The 14252-nt window shown below is 44.7% G+C and carries 13 protein-coding genes; 6 read left to right on the forward strand and 7 right to left on the reverse strand.

Annotation, left to right across the window (positions count from 1 at the left end):
* Nucleotides 1–42: 42 nt before the first annotated feature.
* The 6 genes from ACVBIU_RS17105 to ACVBIU_RS17130 form a co-directional block, all read right to left on the reverse strand.
* Nucleotides 43–765 (reverse strand): HAD-IA family hydrolase, encoded by a 723-nt coding sequence (locus tag ACVBIU_RS17105; RefSeq protein WP_447162547.1) that lies wholly within the window; start codon nt 763–765, stop codon nt 43–45.
* Complete coding sequence (gene xerC, locus ACVBIU_RS17110) at nt 762–1661, reverse strand: tyrosine recombinase XerC (protein ID WP_447164357.1); 900 nt, start codon at nt 1659–1661, stop codon at nt 762–764. Before xerC ends, ACVBIU_RS17105 begins: the two co-directional genes overlap by 4 nt.
* A gap of 12 nt (nt 1662–1673) precedes the next feature.
* Nucleotides 1674–2306 carry a DUF484 family protein gene (locus ACVBIU_RS17115; protein WP_447162549.1) on the reverse strand — a complete coding sequence of 211 codons (633 nt, stop codon included), beginning with the start codon at nt 2304–2306 and terminating at the stop codon, nt 1674–1676.
* Nucleotides 2303–3130, reverse strand: a complete 828-nt coding sequence (dapF, locus tag ACVBIU_RS17120; protein WP_447162550.1) for a diaminopimelate epimerase — start codon at nt 3128–3130, stop codon at nt 2303–2305. The genes ACVBIU_RS17115 and dapF overlap by 4 nt, the downstream gene beginning before the upstream one ends.
* Nucleotides 3131–3197: 67 nt before the next feature.
* On the reverse strand, nt 3198–4442 hold the full coding sequence (gene lysA, locus ACVBIU_RS17125) for a diaminopimelate decarboxylase (RefSeq protein WP_447164356.1): 1245 nt from the start codon (nt 4440–4442) through the stop codon (nt 3198–3200).
* Nucleotides 4443–4447: 5 nt separating this feature from the next.
* The gene (locus ACVBIU_RS17130; RefSeq protein WP_447162552.1) at nt 4448–4624 is read right to left on the reverse strand and encodes a hypothetical protein; all 177 of its coding nucleotides are present in this window, start codon (nt 4622–4624) and stop codon (nt 4448–4450) included.
* Between the two features lie 410 nt (nt 4625–5034).
* On the opposite strand from ACVBIU_RS17130, the gene cyaY reads away from it, so the two are divergent.
* Entirely contained in the window at nt 5035–5364 is a 330-nt protein-coding gene (gene cyaY, locus ACVBIU_RS17135) for an iron donor protein CyaY (protein ID WP_447162553.1), read from the forward strand.
* Nucleotides 5365–5431: 67 nt separating this feature from the next.
* On the opposite strand, the gene ACVBIU_RS17140 is transcribed toward cyaY, so the two are convergent.
* Complete coding sequence (locus tag ACVBIU_RS17140; protein WP_447164355.1) at nt 5432–7855, reverse strand: class I adenylate cyclase; 2424 nt, start codon at nt 7853–7855, stop codon at nt 5432–5434.
* Nucleotides 7856–8053: 198 nt separating this feature from the next.
* Between ACVBIU_RS17140 and hemC the strand changes: the two genes are divergently transcribed.
* The 5 genes from hemC to ACVBIU_RS17165 all read left to right on the forward strand — a co-directional run.
* The gene (gene hemC / locus ACVBIU_RS17145; protein ID WP_447164354.1) at nt 8054–8986 is read left to right on the forward strand and encodes a hydroxymethylbilane synthase; all 933 of its coding nucleotides are present in this window, start codon (nt 8054–8056) and stop codon (nt 8984–8986) included.
* 11 nt (nt 8987–8997) lie between these two features.
* Nucleotides 8998–9729, forward strand: coding sequence for a uroporphyrinogen-III synthase (locus tag ACVBIU_RS17150; RefSeq protein ID WP_447162556.1), 732 nt, complete (start codon nt 8998–9000; stop codon nt 9727–9729).
* Nucleotides 9730–9794: 65 nt separating this feature from the next.
* Nucleotides 9795–10943 (forward strand): uroporphyrinogen-III C-methyltransferase, encoded by a 1149-nt coding sequence (locus ACVBIU_RS17155; protein ID WP_447162557.1) that lies wholly within the window; start codon nt 9795–9797, stop codon nt 10941–10943.
* Nucleotides 10943–12112 carry a heme biosynthesis HemY N-terminal domain-containing protein gene (locus tag ACVBIU_RS17160; RefSeq protein ID WP_447162558.1) on the forward strand — a complete coding sequence of 390 codons (1170 nt, stop codon included), beginning with the start codon at nt 10943–10945 and terminating at the stop codon, nt 12110–12112. The genes ACVBIU_RS17155 and ACVBIU_RS17160 overlap by 1 nt, the downstream gene beginning before the upstream one ends.
* Nucleotides 12113–12390: 278 nt before the next feature.
* The coding region (locus ACVBIU_RS17165; protein WP_447168803.1) for a retention module-containing protein at nt 12391–14252 on the forward strand (1862 nt) is incomplete at its 3' end.

The raw sequence follows: 14252 nt of genomic DNA on the forward strand, positions 1-14252 counted from the left end.
TATGAGCATATCAAGATAAAGGAAGATAGCAAGTCGCTTGCATTAGACCTTAATAAGATCTCTCAATTGCAGCACAGACGCGATTTCAATATGTGGCAGTTGCCTGTTGGCGATCGATTTCTCTGTAACGCCGAAGCCCGGGTTAAGCCATACAGCCTGACAACCGGCTTTCCTGGCGCCATCAACATCGCTTTTAGCGCTGTCGCCCACATGCAAAATACGCGATAAAGGTAGCGCTAATTTATCCGCCGCATGGGTAAACATATCGCTCGACGGCTTTTGCTTAAAGCCATGGCCGGGGTGCAGTACAAACTCAAATACCCCATCTAAACCAACGCGCTGATGATCAACATTGCCGTTAGTTATGCCAATTAATCGGTAACGGGCTTTAAGCGCATTGAGTAACTCAACCACCTCACTTGATACCTTGAAGTGACTACGATGCATCACAAAGTGCGCGAGCCCTGCTTGAGCCCCTGCTGTTGCCGTCTTAGCATCATAACCTAGCTCTAGCAGGCCACGCTCTAACATTAGCAGTCTTGCTAGCGTAGTATCATGTCGCAGCTTAGGAGACTCCTTAAACAAGGCGAGTTTGAGCTTGTGCCAATCAGCAAGCTGCCACAGCTTCGATTTAGGCCACTGCTGATGTAAAAATGCTTGCAGCGCGGATTCGGCCTGACGAATGATTGGGCGATTATCGTAAAGCGTATCGTCTAAGTCGAAGCTAATCGCGTCAAAGGCTTGTGGGCGAATAAAGATCTTCATGATCGGTTGCCTCTTTTTTTCGCTCTTGGGTGTGCACTGTCGTACACCTTAGCTAGATGCTGAAAATCGAGACTGGTATAAACCTGAGTCGTCGACAAGTTTGCATGACCTAACAGCTCTTGCACTGCACGCAGATCGGCACTGGATTCGAGCATATGGGTAGCAAACGAGTGACGTAATTTATGCGGGTGTACCTTAATGCCTATGGCTTGCTCTTGCCCCCACTTAGCCAAACGAGCCTGAATACTACGGTGAGCTAAACGTTTGCCTTTAGCGGTAACAAACAAGGCATCGTCTTCACAAGCGATGTCACGCTTAACCGCTAACCACTGAGTAATCGCGGCTAATGCCAACTTGCCTATGGGTACTATCCGCTCTTTACTGCCCTTACCTAACACTTTGACTTGCGCCTGTGAAAATTGAATATCGGCTGCATTAAGCGCAGCGAGCTCAGCAAGACGTAAACCCGACGAGTAAAATAGCTCCATTATGGCTTTATCGCGAAAACTTAACGGATCGTTAGCGTCGATATCAAGCAGGTGCGATATCGAGTCGACATCCATATTTTTTGGCAAAGGCTTACCTTGCTTGGGTGCAGTAAGGCTTACAGCTGGGTTAACCTTTAACTGCTGTTCCCTAAGTAAAAAACCATAGAACTGTTTTAAAGAGGAGAGGGTTAACGATAAGGAACGCGGACTTAGACCCTTGCGGTGTAATTTAGCTAAAATCGCCTGTAAGGAGTCATGTTGCTGTGACAACCATGACTCCGTATCGTTAAATAGCTTCTCGACTCGCTTTAGCTCAAACAGGTAGTTACGCACTGTATAAGCCGAAACTTGACGCTCGGTGCGTAAGTAACGTTCAAACCCGCTCAACCAAGCTGAATTATCAGCCATAAAGCCTCGCTATTAGATTTTAGTCAGCTGGTGATCAAGTAACTGTTTAAGCTGAGACAGCAGAAGGTGGTCCATCTCAGGATGAAAGTGGCTAGGATCGTGGCTAGCAATCGCAAAAATAACCTGACCGCATTCTTTAGATAATCGAGACAGTGCGACCGAACCCACCTCGGTTCCAAATAGACGCTTTGACTCTTCATTAGTCAGGCGGCCAAAATAGTAACCAGAGCTGAGGCGTTTGCTCCAGATCTGCGATAGCTCGCTATCGATGTCATGCACGGTGATCAGCCTGACATGACTGAACTGAAACTGCTCTTTTAACCCATTAGACAAGACTTGCCGTAGATCGCCCATATCTTCACATTTTAGCAGTTGCATAGATAATGCACTGTTAAACATGTAGATCTGCTCATTACGTGATGCCATCGCTAGCAAAGCGGTGATCTCTTCTTCTAACTGAGCGACTCGTTGGCGTAACATCTCTTGCTTGCGCTCGACTAATGACACCGCCCCGCGCTCAACATGGGGAATTCGCATCGCTAGTAATAACTCTGGATAGCGGCTGAAAAAATCTGGGTTATCCAATAAGTATTCGCGGATGAGAATTTCATCGAAGGGAGGGGCCTTGTTCGAGTTATCTATCATTGTGCGATCTGCCCGTCATAAACATGCTCAGCAGGCCCTGTCATCCATAAAGGCTTGCCCTCGCCGTCCCAGTTAATCGTTAAACTGCCGCCAGGCAAGTCCACATGCACGTTGCGATCAAGTTTACCTTGCTCAATACCCACAACTACCGCCGCACAGGCTCCTGTTCCGCAAGCTAATGTTTCACCTGCGCCACGCTCATAAACTCTGAGCTTAATATGACCTGAGTTCACCACCTGCATAAAGCCAACATTCACACCTTTTGGAAAGCGCTCATGATTTGTCAACTCAGCGCCAATGGTATCGACATCGGCTGCGGCCACATCGTCAACTTCAATCACGCAATGGGGGTTACCCATAGACACTGCGCCACAAAGATAGGTGCCGCTCGATGCCAAAAGCAGATAGGTTTTCTCAACTTTCTTGGCGGTAAAAGGAATTTTGCTCGGCTCAAGTACGGGTATGCCCATATTAACCGTTACTTTACCGTCACGCTCAAGACGCAAAGTGATTTTACCCGAAGAGGTGCTCACGCGAATTTTGTGTTTGTGGGTCAAACCTTTATTACGCACAAAGCGTGCAAAACAACGGGCACCGTTGCCACACTGTTCAACTTCGCTGCCATCAGCATTAAAGATGCGATAATGAAAATCTAAATCGGGATCGTACGGAGGCTCAACCAGCAGTAACTGATCAAAACCAACGCCAAAATTCCGATCGGCTAAGCGCTTAATTTGATCTGGGGAGAAAAACACATTTTGTGTCACTCCATCAACGACCATAAAATCATTGCCTAACCCATGCATCTTAGTGAATTGGATCAAGGTGGACATCCTTAAAAAGTATCTGTAGCGCATGCTGTGCCATCCACTACATTAGTATTATTCTAGTTTACGGCAGGATCTGCTCACCTTGCCATAATTGAGCTAATTTTTCTCGCTCTCGAATCACATAAGCTTTGTCTGCATCCACCATCAGTTCTGCGGCACGTGGACGAGTATTGTAATTAGACGACATGGTAAAGCCGTAGGCTCCCGATGAGCGAATAGCCAAATAATCACCTGCGAGTATATTAAGCTGACGGTCTTTGCCTAAGAAGTCTCCCGTTTCACAAACCGGCCCAACAACGTCATAGCTTTGCGTCTCACCCGCACGTTCAATCACCGGGATAATCTTCTGCCATGCACTATAGAGAGACGGGCGAATAAGATCATTCATAGCGCCATCAACTAAGGCGAAACGTTTGTCACTGTTCTCTTTTAAGTAAAGCACTTGAGTAACAAAAATACCTGCGTTGGCAGCAATGGCTCGGCCAGGTTCAAAAATTAATTTAAGATCACGATCGCCTAATCGTTCTAATAAAGCAGCAGCGTACACATCTGGCTGAGGTGGCACTTCATCATCGTAGGTCACCCCCAGTCCACCGCCCACATCAAAGTGTTTAATGTCGATACCTTGCTCTGCTAAGCGATCGATTAACGCTAGCATACGATCCATCGCATCTAAAAACGGTTTAATTTCGGTTAACTGAGATCCGATATGGCAATCGACGCCCTTAACCTCTAGGCCTGGCAATTCATTGGCGCGGCTAAAGATAGCCTCAACCTCTTCCATTGCGATACCAAATTTATTCTCTTTTAGACCCGTAGAGATATAAGGGTGAGTACCCGCATCAACATCTGGATTCACTCGTAGTGAAACTGGCGCGACCTTGCCAAGGCGCAAAGCAACAAGATTAAGCTGCTCAAGTTCGGCTGCTGACTCGACATTAAAACAATAAATACCAAGATTCAGCGCCATCTCCATCTCTTCGACGGTTTTACCAACGCCGGAGAAAACCACTTTTGCAGGATCGCCACCGGCCTCGATGACGCGTAGCAGTTCACCGCCAGAGACAATATCAAAGCCACTGCCTAAACGTGCTAATACGTTAAGTACCGCAATGTTTGAGTTTGCCTTTACTGCATAGCAGATAAGGTGTGGATGATCGCTCACGGCATTGTCAAAGGCGTGCCAATGACGCTCTAAGGTTGCACGGGAATAAATATATAGTGGCGTTCCATGCTGCTTTGCGAGGTCGGCAACTTGGCATTGCTCCGCATAAAGCTCATCTGCTTGATATAAAAAATGATCCAATGTCTTTAGTCCTTTTTGCTTTGTTCGCTTTGCCCATGCTCTGCGTCAGACACCTGCTTATCAGTTGCCTGCTGATTAACGTCTTGCGGAGGCGCTCTAAATAACGCACTTTTCTGTCCACAACCTAAAAGCACTAGGCTACCAAGCCCTACTAGCAAAAACAGTCTCATTTTTTTCAACATCAGGTGACCCTTGTAGCAATAACACTACGGCTTGCTATACGGCGAAAATTGTAATCCTGATGTTTGCAGACAGCCCGCAATGCGTCAACCCTATAACGCATTTATATCAGGCCTTTCTTGCATAAATCCCTCGCTCAGTTAGCCATGTATTGACTAGGTTAATTAGGATAAATCACAACTTGACTGCACAAAGCGATGCTAATGCAAAATAATTCAACTTATCCCAAGTCTTTTATCTAGAGGGCAGCCCCACCAATAAGTTAGTAAGGAATTGAAAAGTAACGCATTAGCTGTATTAAATAATCGCTAGCATTACTTAGATAGTGATTAACCACACAATTAATGTGATTGGTAATCAGGCTATCGATTGGTAATATGTTTGTATTACCTAAATCTGAGGAATAATCAGCATGGCTATAACAGATTTCGAATTTCATCAATTGGTTGATGAAATATTTCAAACAATTGATAACGCGTTAGAAGTACTGATTGATGAGCAAGATGCGGATGTGGATGTCGATGGATCAGGTAATGTGCTGCAATTAGAATTTAATGGCACATCTAAGATTGTTATCAACAAACAAGAACCACTGCATGAAATTTGGTTGGCAACCCAGTTTGGCGGTTACCATTTCGCTTATGTTGACGGCAAATGGATGGATGAGCGTAATGGCAATGAGTTTATGCCTTTCGTGGTTGAGTCTATCTTCAAGCAAAGCGGCTTAAAGCTAGATATTTAACGCTTTAGTAGCAGAATGAGTCGTCATACTTCTCATTCTGCTATGTTTAACCGCCTAGTGCTCACTGCTAAAAATCGACTTCAGAAGACTCCAGCGTCACACCAAAAGGGACTGCAAGCAGCTCGCCTTTTACCCGATCTAATTTAAAAAACTGCGGCAGATTAAAATGCTCTTTTGCAAGTTGAGGATCTTCAAATGTGTGATAGTGACTCAACTTGTTCACTAACGCATTCACGTCTGTTCCCTCTTGTACATAGTGGTTTAGCTCGTTCATCTCATCTAAAATAAACACATCTAAACCTTCCTCTCTTTGGCGCAAGAAATACTGAATCGCACCTTTAGCCGCATAGTCTTGGATCACTGAAGGCACTTTGGCAAAAGGCTCGTCACCTAACGTTGGTCTGGGCAGCTCAAGTAATTTACGCTGAGATAGCTGTTGATAGAAAGATTTTGCATCACTTAAATTCTCGTAATGCATGCCACGATTATTGAAGAACAAACCGTAACGCAGCCGTCCGACCTGTAATGCATAACCTAAGGTCGTTGAGCTTTGCGCCTGACGGCTAAGTCGCACCGCTCTGTAAAGCAGGTTCTGCACAGTACGTTCTGTTTGCGATCGTAACTTGCTTGAACAGCTAATCACCTCCACCGAGACTGGCGCACTGGCCCGCTTCATACCCGGTGTCACGAACGACAAAGCATCTAAGATACTTTTTTCTCCCTCAAAATGATGACAATGCCATTCCCCCCAGCTGTTAAGGCTAATCACATCAATCGAGTCCACCATATTCAAATGCTGTCGACCAATCGAGAACACATTACTGTTCATATAGTCGACCATGATGTCTTGCCCTTGCCAACTCTCGGTAGGGTCACTATTGAAATTCAATAAAAACACCAGCTTGCTAAAATGCCACGGCTGGTAAAGTGCCATCTTAGACACTTTTGTCGATTGATTTACAATAAGTCCATCAAGCCGATGAGCCGCTTGAGTTAAGTAGGTCGATTTGCGCTTACTTTGCCTGACTTCATGCCACTGGGTTTTACTGTCTGCCACACCATTCAAACTAGCCCATACCAACAACTTAGCCTTACTTTTTGAATGGAATACTGCGCTATGCTCAAGGAAGTTTCTAGGATTAGGCGAACATCGGTAGAGGTAATATTGCTTATCTTGTTCACTATAGATAACAGATAAATGAGTCTCTAAAATCGAGTGACTCCACAGCGGATTAAGGCGCATGATCTGGTGAGCATCTTCACTAAAGTAGGTATGTAGCTTACGGGTTAGCAAGCCTAACTCTGAGATCCTTAAACTTTCACTTAATCTATGGATTGAAGCGAATTGCAGCAATGTTTGATAGCTACCTAGCATCAGTTCGTTAAGTTGCTCGTTAAACCATTGCAACTGACCACAGTGCCAATTCTCACAATTATCTAAGGTTTTCAGTAAGCTTTCAGACCAGTTCCAATCGGCAACTAATTTTTGCATTTTAAAGTAACGCCAATCGATCGCTTGATCATGCCGACTCAATTTAACGCCACATTTTAAGTAAAAACAACGCCGCGTGATTTCCAGTCGGCGGCCATCACCCCGTTTCTTTAGATAGCACTCTATCGATTCATATAGCAGATAATAAGCGTCATTAGCCGCCGAGAAATCCCCTTCTAATGTATGCTGCCAAATCCGCTCGCTCACTAACTGAGTATGGGGGTAATCACTGGCATACGCCTCCAGTAACAGCACTTTCAACAATGCTTTATGAGGCTTTTCAACCCCCTTGTAGAGCTGCCACAGCGAAGCCCCAAAATATTCACTCGCTGGCAGGGTATTGGCATCGCCTAATGAAAGTAATTGAGGAGACACTTTAGCATTGGGCCACCATGCAATAGGCTTACCCGCTAAACGAAATTGACTACGATAAAACTCTTCGAGTAGCAACCAATGTTGAGCACTACCACTGTGTTCATGCCCCATGCAATTGTATAAATCAGCCTGTTCGCCCTGCTCTCTAATAAATTGCTCTGGATGCACCAAATAGAAGTTCACTTCTAAATCAAATTTAGCGAACCACTGCGTCAATAATGCAGCTTTGCTAGCAAGTAACTCGCACTCATTTTTACTCAAAAGATCGCTATGTATTAGCCATACATCGATATCGCTTTGAGGGTTTTGGCCAAAGCTGGCTGTGCTGCCCATGCTGTATACGCCCTCTATTTGAGGGCGTTTACTATTATTTGTGGCAGCGATATCAAGGTTGAGAGTTTCACAGGCTTCTTCAGTGTCTGAATCGGGCTGATAGTTAGCAATACCGCGAGGGGTTAGCGGTCCGTTATAACCGGGTAATTTAGGTAGGTGACTATGGAGCAAAAAAGGGATTAAGCGAAGAAGATGGCGCTTTAAAGGCGACAATAATGCAATAGCTCTGGCATACCTGATCACATCCAATCTCTTCGCGGCATGTTCGAGTCTAACAAGCTCTTCTGGCAAATGATTAACCCTAAATCGTAGATAACTACTCACTAATGTATATGGCAATTGTACAAGCAGCAAGTAAATGCGATCAAGATCACACTTTTTACCTGTGTAGAACTGGGTAGACTTCAAAGAATCAGCAGCAGAATGTTACATCTATATGCAGGCAATGTTAGCATTGGCGCAAATAAGTTCTAAGATGGAATATCGTGCATGTCTCAAAATCTGATCCGTATCGCAACACGTAAGAGCCCTCTTGCCATGTGGCAAGCCGAATTTGTGAAAGCTGAATTGGAAAAAATCCATGAAGGTCTCACTGTTGAATTACTGCCAATGAGCACCAAAGGTGACATCATCTTAGACACACCACTTGCAAAGGTTGGTGGTAAGGGCTTATTTGTAAAAGAACTTGAAGTCGCAATGCTAGAAGGCAAAGCCGATATAGCTGTTCACTCAATGAAAGATGTGCCAGTTGAATTCCCAGAAGGTCTAGGTCTTGAAGTGATTTGTGAGCGTGAAGATCCGCGCGATGCATTCGTATCAAACACTTTTAAAACAATTGAAGATCTGCCACAAGGCGCAGTAGTGGGTACCTCTAGTCTACGTCGTCAGTGCCAAATTCGTGCTGCTCGTCCAGATCTTGTTATCAAAGATCTGCGCGGTAACGTCGGAACTCGTTTAGCAAAACTAGATGCCGGTAACTACGATGCCATTATTCTTGCTGCGGCAGGCCTTAAGCGTCTAAAGCTAGAAGAAAGAATCGCTAGTTTTATTTCTGCTGAACAATCTCTACCAGCAAACGGCCAAGGCGCTGTCGGTATTGAATGTCGTACCGACGATGCCCGTGTTAAAGCGCTACTTGCACCACTTGAGCACGCTGAAACGCGTCTGCGCGTGACTGCAGAACGTGCAATGAATACTCGTCTTGAAGGCGGTTGCCAGGTACCAATTGGTGCATACGCAGAGATCGACGGTGACACGTTAAGCCTACGTGGTTTAGTGGGTAATCCAGATGGTAGTCAAATCATCACTGCCGCGTCTTCAGGCAATAAAGCCGATGCTGAAAAGCTAGGCGTTGCATTAGCAGAAGAGCTACTCGGCAAGGGTGCTAAAACCATTCTTGATGCTGTTTACGCTAACGCGTAATCATCATAAAAATGAAAGTCTTACTGACGCGTCCTGAAGGGCGCAATCAGTTGATGGCAGAGGCGTTAACTCAGCGCAACGTCTCTTATTTCATCACGCCCCTACTGAATGTTCAGCCCACTTCTAACCTCGATGCCCAGCAAATTGATATCACGCTAAAACGAGCCGATATCATCATTTTCATCAGCACTAATGCGGTTAGCTTTGCTTCTAAAACAATCAATAATCAATGGCCTGAATCGGCCCATTACCTTGCGGTTGGGGATGCTACTCATGCAGCCCTTAAGGATATAGGAATTGATGCAGAGAAAGCCCCCGAAGACTGTCAACAGACAGAAGGCTTACTCACCCTGTCCACGCTGACTCAGGTCAGTGGTAAAAATATCCTGATTGTTAGAGGCCAAGGCGGACGCGAAGATCTCGCCAACGAACTGAGTAAACGCCAAGCCCAACTGAATTACTGGGAAGTCTATAAACGCGGTTGCCCAGCGCTAGATACAAGATCCCTTTGCCAACAATGGCAAAGCTTCGGTATAGACACTATCATCATTACCAGCGGCGAAATACTCGATAACCTCATTAAAACAGTACCAAAAGAGCTATTTGCTTGGCTGCAAACTTGTCATATTATAGTGCCAAGCTCCCGAGTATATGAAAAAGCAAAAGCGTACGGCCTAGTGCAAATTAGTAATGCCACCGCCGCAAACACCAATGCAATGTTAACTGCGTTATCTCTAAAGTAATTCGCAGTTAATGTTAAGTTCATACTCGCTATTTCTGCAGCATCATAGCTTTCAAGGACTGTTAAATGGAAACCAAGAACACTGACGCCAACGCTTCAGAGCCGACTACCGAGCCAACTGCAGCAACACAGCCAGTTATCGAGGCGCAGTCAGAACCGCAAACAAATACAGACGAAAATACTGTTAATAAGCCTTCCTCTCAAAGCAAGCCGGCGCCTTGGGGTATTATCTTTACCCTCTTTTTACTATTGCTATTAGCCTTTGCTTCTATCGCTGGCGGTTACTACCTGTATCAACAGCTTCAAGCCCAAAAAGCAGAGTCTGCAGCGTTAAACCAAAAGCTTCAATCTGCACTGACGAAACCCAATCAGCGCATAGCGTCTTTAGAGCAGCAACAAAACCAATTCAAGTCTAGTGTTGACTCAACCCTGAAAAAGACACTTGAGCAGCAAACTCAGCTTGAAGAGCGCGTATCGATTATTGCTCAGCGTAATCCAAACCATTGGCGCGCCGAAGAGGCCAAATACCTGGTTAGGCTTGCAGGGCAAAAACTGTGGCTAGAAAAAGACCCTAGTACTGCTACCAGTCTGTTAAAAGCGGCAGATGAACGTATTAAGTCAATGCGTGATCCTTCACTAATGCCGCTAAGAAAAGCATTAGCTAAAGATATTGCAGTCGTTGCAGCCATTAAGAATACCGATATATCGGGCACCGTTTTAACCATAGATAACATCATAACAGGCCTAGATAAGCTGCCTTTGAATCGCGCAGAGACCCACTTCTCTGCCGAAGAGCTCAGCGATAATAAAGTCAGTGACTCGCTAGATGATTGGCAGTCTAACTTGGCTAAATCATGGCAGGCACTCATTGATGATTTCGTGATTATTCGAAAACGCACCACAGATGCAGCGCCATTACTTGAGCCTGATCAACAGTGGTATTTAGTTGAAAATATAAAGAATAAACTGCTCCAAGCTCAACTGGCCTTGTATCGCCAAGATCAGGTCAATTACCGTAATTCAATTAAGTTAGCCAGAAAATGGGTCTATCAGTACTTTGACCTTAAAGATCAACAAACAATTGATACCTTAGCCACTTTAGATGCACTGGAGACGTTGAAGATCCAAACAACGAATATAGAGCGTTTTGAAGCATCTAACCTGCTTAATCAATTAGTCACTTATGGCAACTTGATGACAGAGGAGGCGCAGTAATGGTTCGCGCTCTCGTCTACCTTATTATTATTTTACTAGGGCTTTGTATCAGCCCTTTTCTTGTTGGCAGTAAAGGCTATCTCTATCTGGCCATTGGTGATTATCAGGTCGAAACCAGTATCGTCTTCGCCATTATTGCGCTAATTATCTTTTACAGCTTGCTACAACTCGTTGAATTTGTTGTCGTATGGCTATTAAATTTAGTATTAAATAGTCGCTACCTCCCAGAAAGATGGCGTAAAAAAGCTGCACGTAAACACACATTATTAGGTGCACTAGCATTAGCTGAAGAAGATTGGCCTGCGGCAGAGAAAGCCATGGCTAAAGGGGCTGAAAAAGGTGAAATCCCAGCTTTAAATCTATTAGCTGCAGCCCGTGCAGCACATCATCAAGATAATCACCAAGCCCGTGATGAATACTTAGCAAAGGCGCAACTCGAACCCCTCGCAGTTAAAGCCGTCAGCACCACTCGGACTCGTTACTTATTACAGCAAGGCGATTTAGTCGCAGCAAGAGAGGAGTTAGATAAACTCAATCCGACCAGCAAGAGTAAGTTACCCATTCTCAAATTGGCTATTGAGCTTTATCAAGCACAACAAGATTGGCAAGCACTAAAATTACTGCTGCCAATCGTTAGTAAAAAGCACGTATTAGAAGATGATGCTTTTAACGCTTTATCGCTTAAAACGAATACGGCTTTACTCAGCCAGGCAGCTAAAGCCAATGAGCAAGAATTAGAAAAGTGCTGGCATTGGTTAACCCGTGGCGAAAGAAAGCAAGCAGAATATATTGCGCTATACGCAATAGGTTTGAGTCGTTTTGAACGTAAAGACGAAGCCGTCAAAATGTTGCTCAAACAGGTAAAAGCATCGCCATCTGCATCAGTATTAAATGCGTTAGCACAAGTGCTCACGCCTAGCGACGTTGACGCTAAAAAGCAGTTATTGGCATTGGAGTCTAGCTATGAAAATAACGCCGATTACCAAGTCTGCTTAGCAAAGCTTTACCAGCAAAATCACGATTACCATCAAGCTAAGATCTGGTGGCAAAAAGCCTGTTACCTGCAAGATGACATCAGTAGCTTACATGCTCTAGCTGATGCACAGGAGCATTTAGGTGAACTTAACCGGGCGCTGCAAACCAGACGAAATGCAGCAAAGCTAATGTAACGCTTATACCTTTTTTAACTAAAGGCCGCATATTTTGCGGCCTTTTTTTATGTAGCAAAGCCCGCCAATTTACAAACTCGATTCTAAGCAATTGATAACAAGCCTATTCGCAGCATCATACGTAAATGTTGCTTAATCCTCCCCTTCCTCCTTGACTTCCCTAGATTTGACAACGGCTCAATGCAGTACAGAATTCATACTGTCAGTGCGCAAAAAAATGATTACTAAGTACTGATAATTCTTAATTTAACTCACGGATGAGAAGGTTAGAGTAACTTATGATGGATACATTCACTCCCAAGCAGGACGCCACGATTGTTAAGCTCTCTGGCTCTATAAGTGCAAAAAACAGCCAAGGCGAAATGGTTCCACTACGTGTCGGCGATACATTAAAACAAGATACAGCGCACAGTATATCAACAGGCACCACATTCACATTGCAATACAGTGATGGCACAACTGCGACCCAAGACGAATTAGCAGTACCCCCTTCTACTAGCAACGAGAACGTACAGGCATCTGAACCAACTGAAGCTGCGCTCGATCCTGAAATCGCAGCCTTACAAGCTAAAATCCTGAGCGGTGAAGATCCGACAGAAAACTTACCTGACACAGCGGCAGGAGAGACGGCTCAAGCTGGCAATGAAGGCGGTGGCTATATTGCCGTTGGCCGAACGGGCGATGAAACTCTGGCTAATGCCGGGCATGATACTGCGGGCTTTGCGCAAGTAGAATTAACCCAGGTAGATGAATTACCTATTTTTCTAACAGAATTCGCACGGCCTCAGCTTTCAGCTCGTGCTGTGACGCTATATGAAAGGCATCTAGAACAAGGTTCAGAGCCCCAAGCGGCTTTGCTATCTCAAGCTGAAAGTGTATCTGTTAATGTTCAAGCGGGGATCCAATCTCTCAGCATTAATGGCATAGCCGTTTTTACTGATGGGAATTTTGTCGGGCCTGTATCAATCAGCACCCAATATGGTGTGTTAACTATTAGCAACTATGACGCTGTCAATTCAGTATTAACTTACAGCTACACCTTAGCTGCCACACTCGATCACTCAGATTCAGATACCTTATCCGAACTATTCCTATTGCAGCTAACTGATAATCAGGGAGTTCAAACCACAACCTTAGTCACTGCAAATGTTGTTGATGATGCCCCAAGTGGCTTAGATGACAGTAATGAAATCAGCCAAAATAATCTTGATGGTGTCACCGGCAATGTACTGCAAAACGATACCCTCGGTGCAGATTTAGCCATTGTAACTCAAGTAACCAACAGTGAAAACTCAAGCATTAACGTTGCAGGAAATACTGTAATATCGGGAGTTTATGGTTCACTAATTATTGCGGCTGACGGTAGTTATACCTATCAATTAAATAATCAGTTATCAGAGGTTCAATCTCTTGCTCAAGGCGAGCAACTCTTCGATACATTCAATTACCAACTAACCGATAGTGATAGTGACTCCGTAGTCCAAGCACTTGTTATTACTATTACAGGTGAGAATGACGCACCTGAAATCACCTCATCCCTCGAAGATGCCCTAGGTAATGTTATTGAAGCGGGTGTCCTTATCGGTGGCAATATAGCAACTGCAGGTATCCCACAAACTAGCGGTACCCTATCAGCAGATGATGTTGATAACGGAGCCCTACTCACTTGGCAATTAAATGATGACCCTGTCACTCCCTACGGGACCTTCACACTCGATGGTTCTACTGGCGAATGGTCTTTTACCTTAGATAATGAACTTACGAATAGTTTGGCTTATGGCGATACAGAAACTGAAAGCTTTACCGTAACCGTTACCGATGAATTTGGTTTATCAGATACTCAAGTCGTCACCATCACCATTACCGGTACCAACGATATTCCAGAGTTAACAGTTGGCGTGTCTGGTAGTGTGACTGAGGATATGATTGATGTCGACCCAGATAGATTGGTGGCCACCGGCATCCTGACTGCAACCGATGTCGATAACAATGACGTACTCAGCCTCGACAGCAGTTATAACGACGATATCAATTGGCAAAATGGGGCTAATGCATCACTCTCTGCCCAACAAATCAGCGATATTATCGCCAGCTTTAGCCTGGATAACGATGATATGGGCTGGACCTACGATATCGATAA

Source organism: Shewanella sp. 30m-14 (assembly GCF_052977125.1).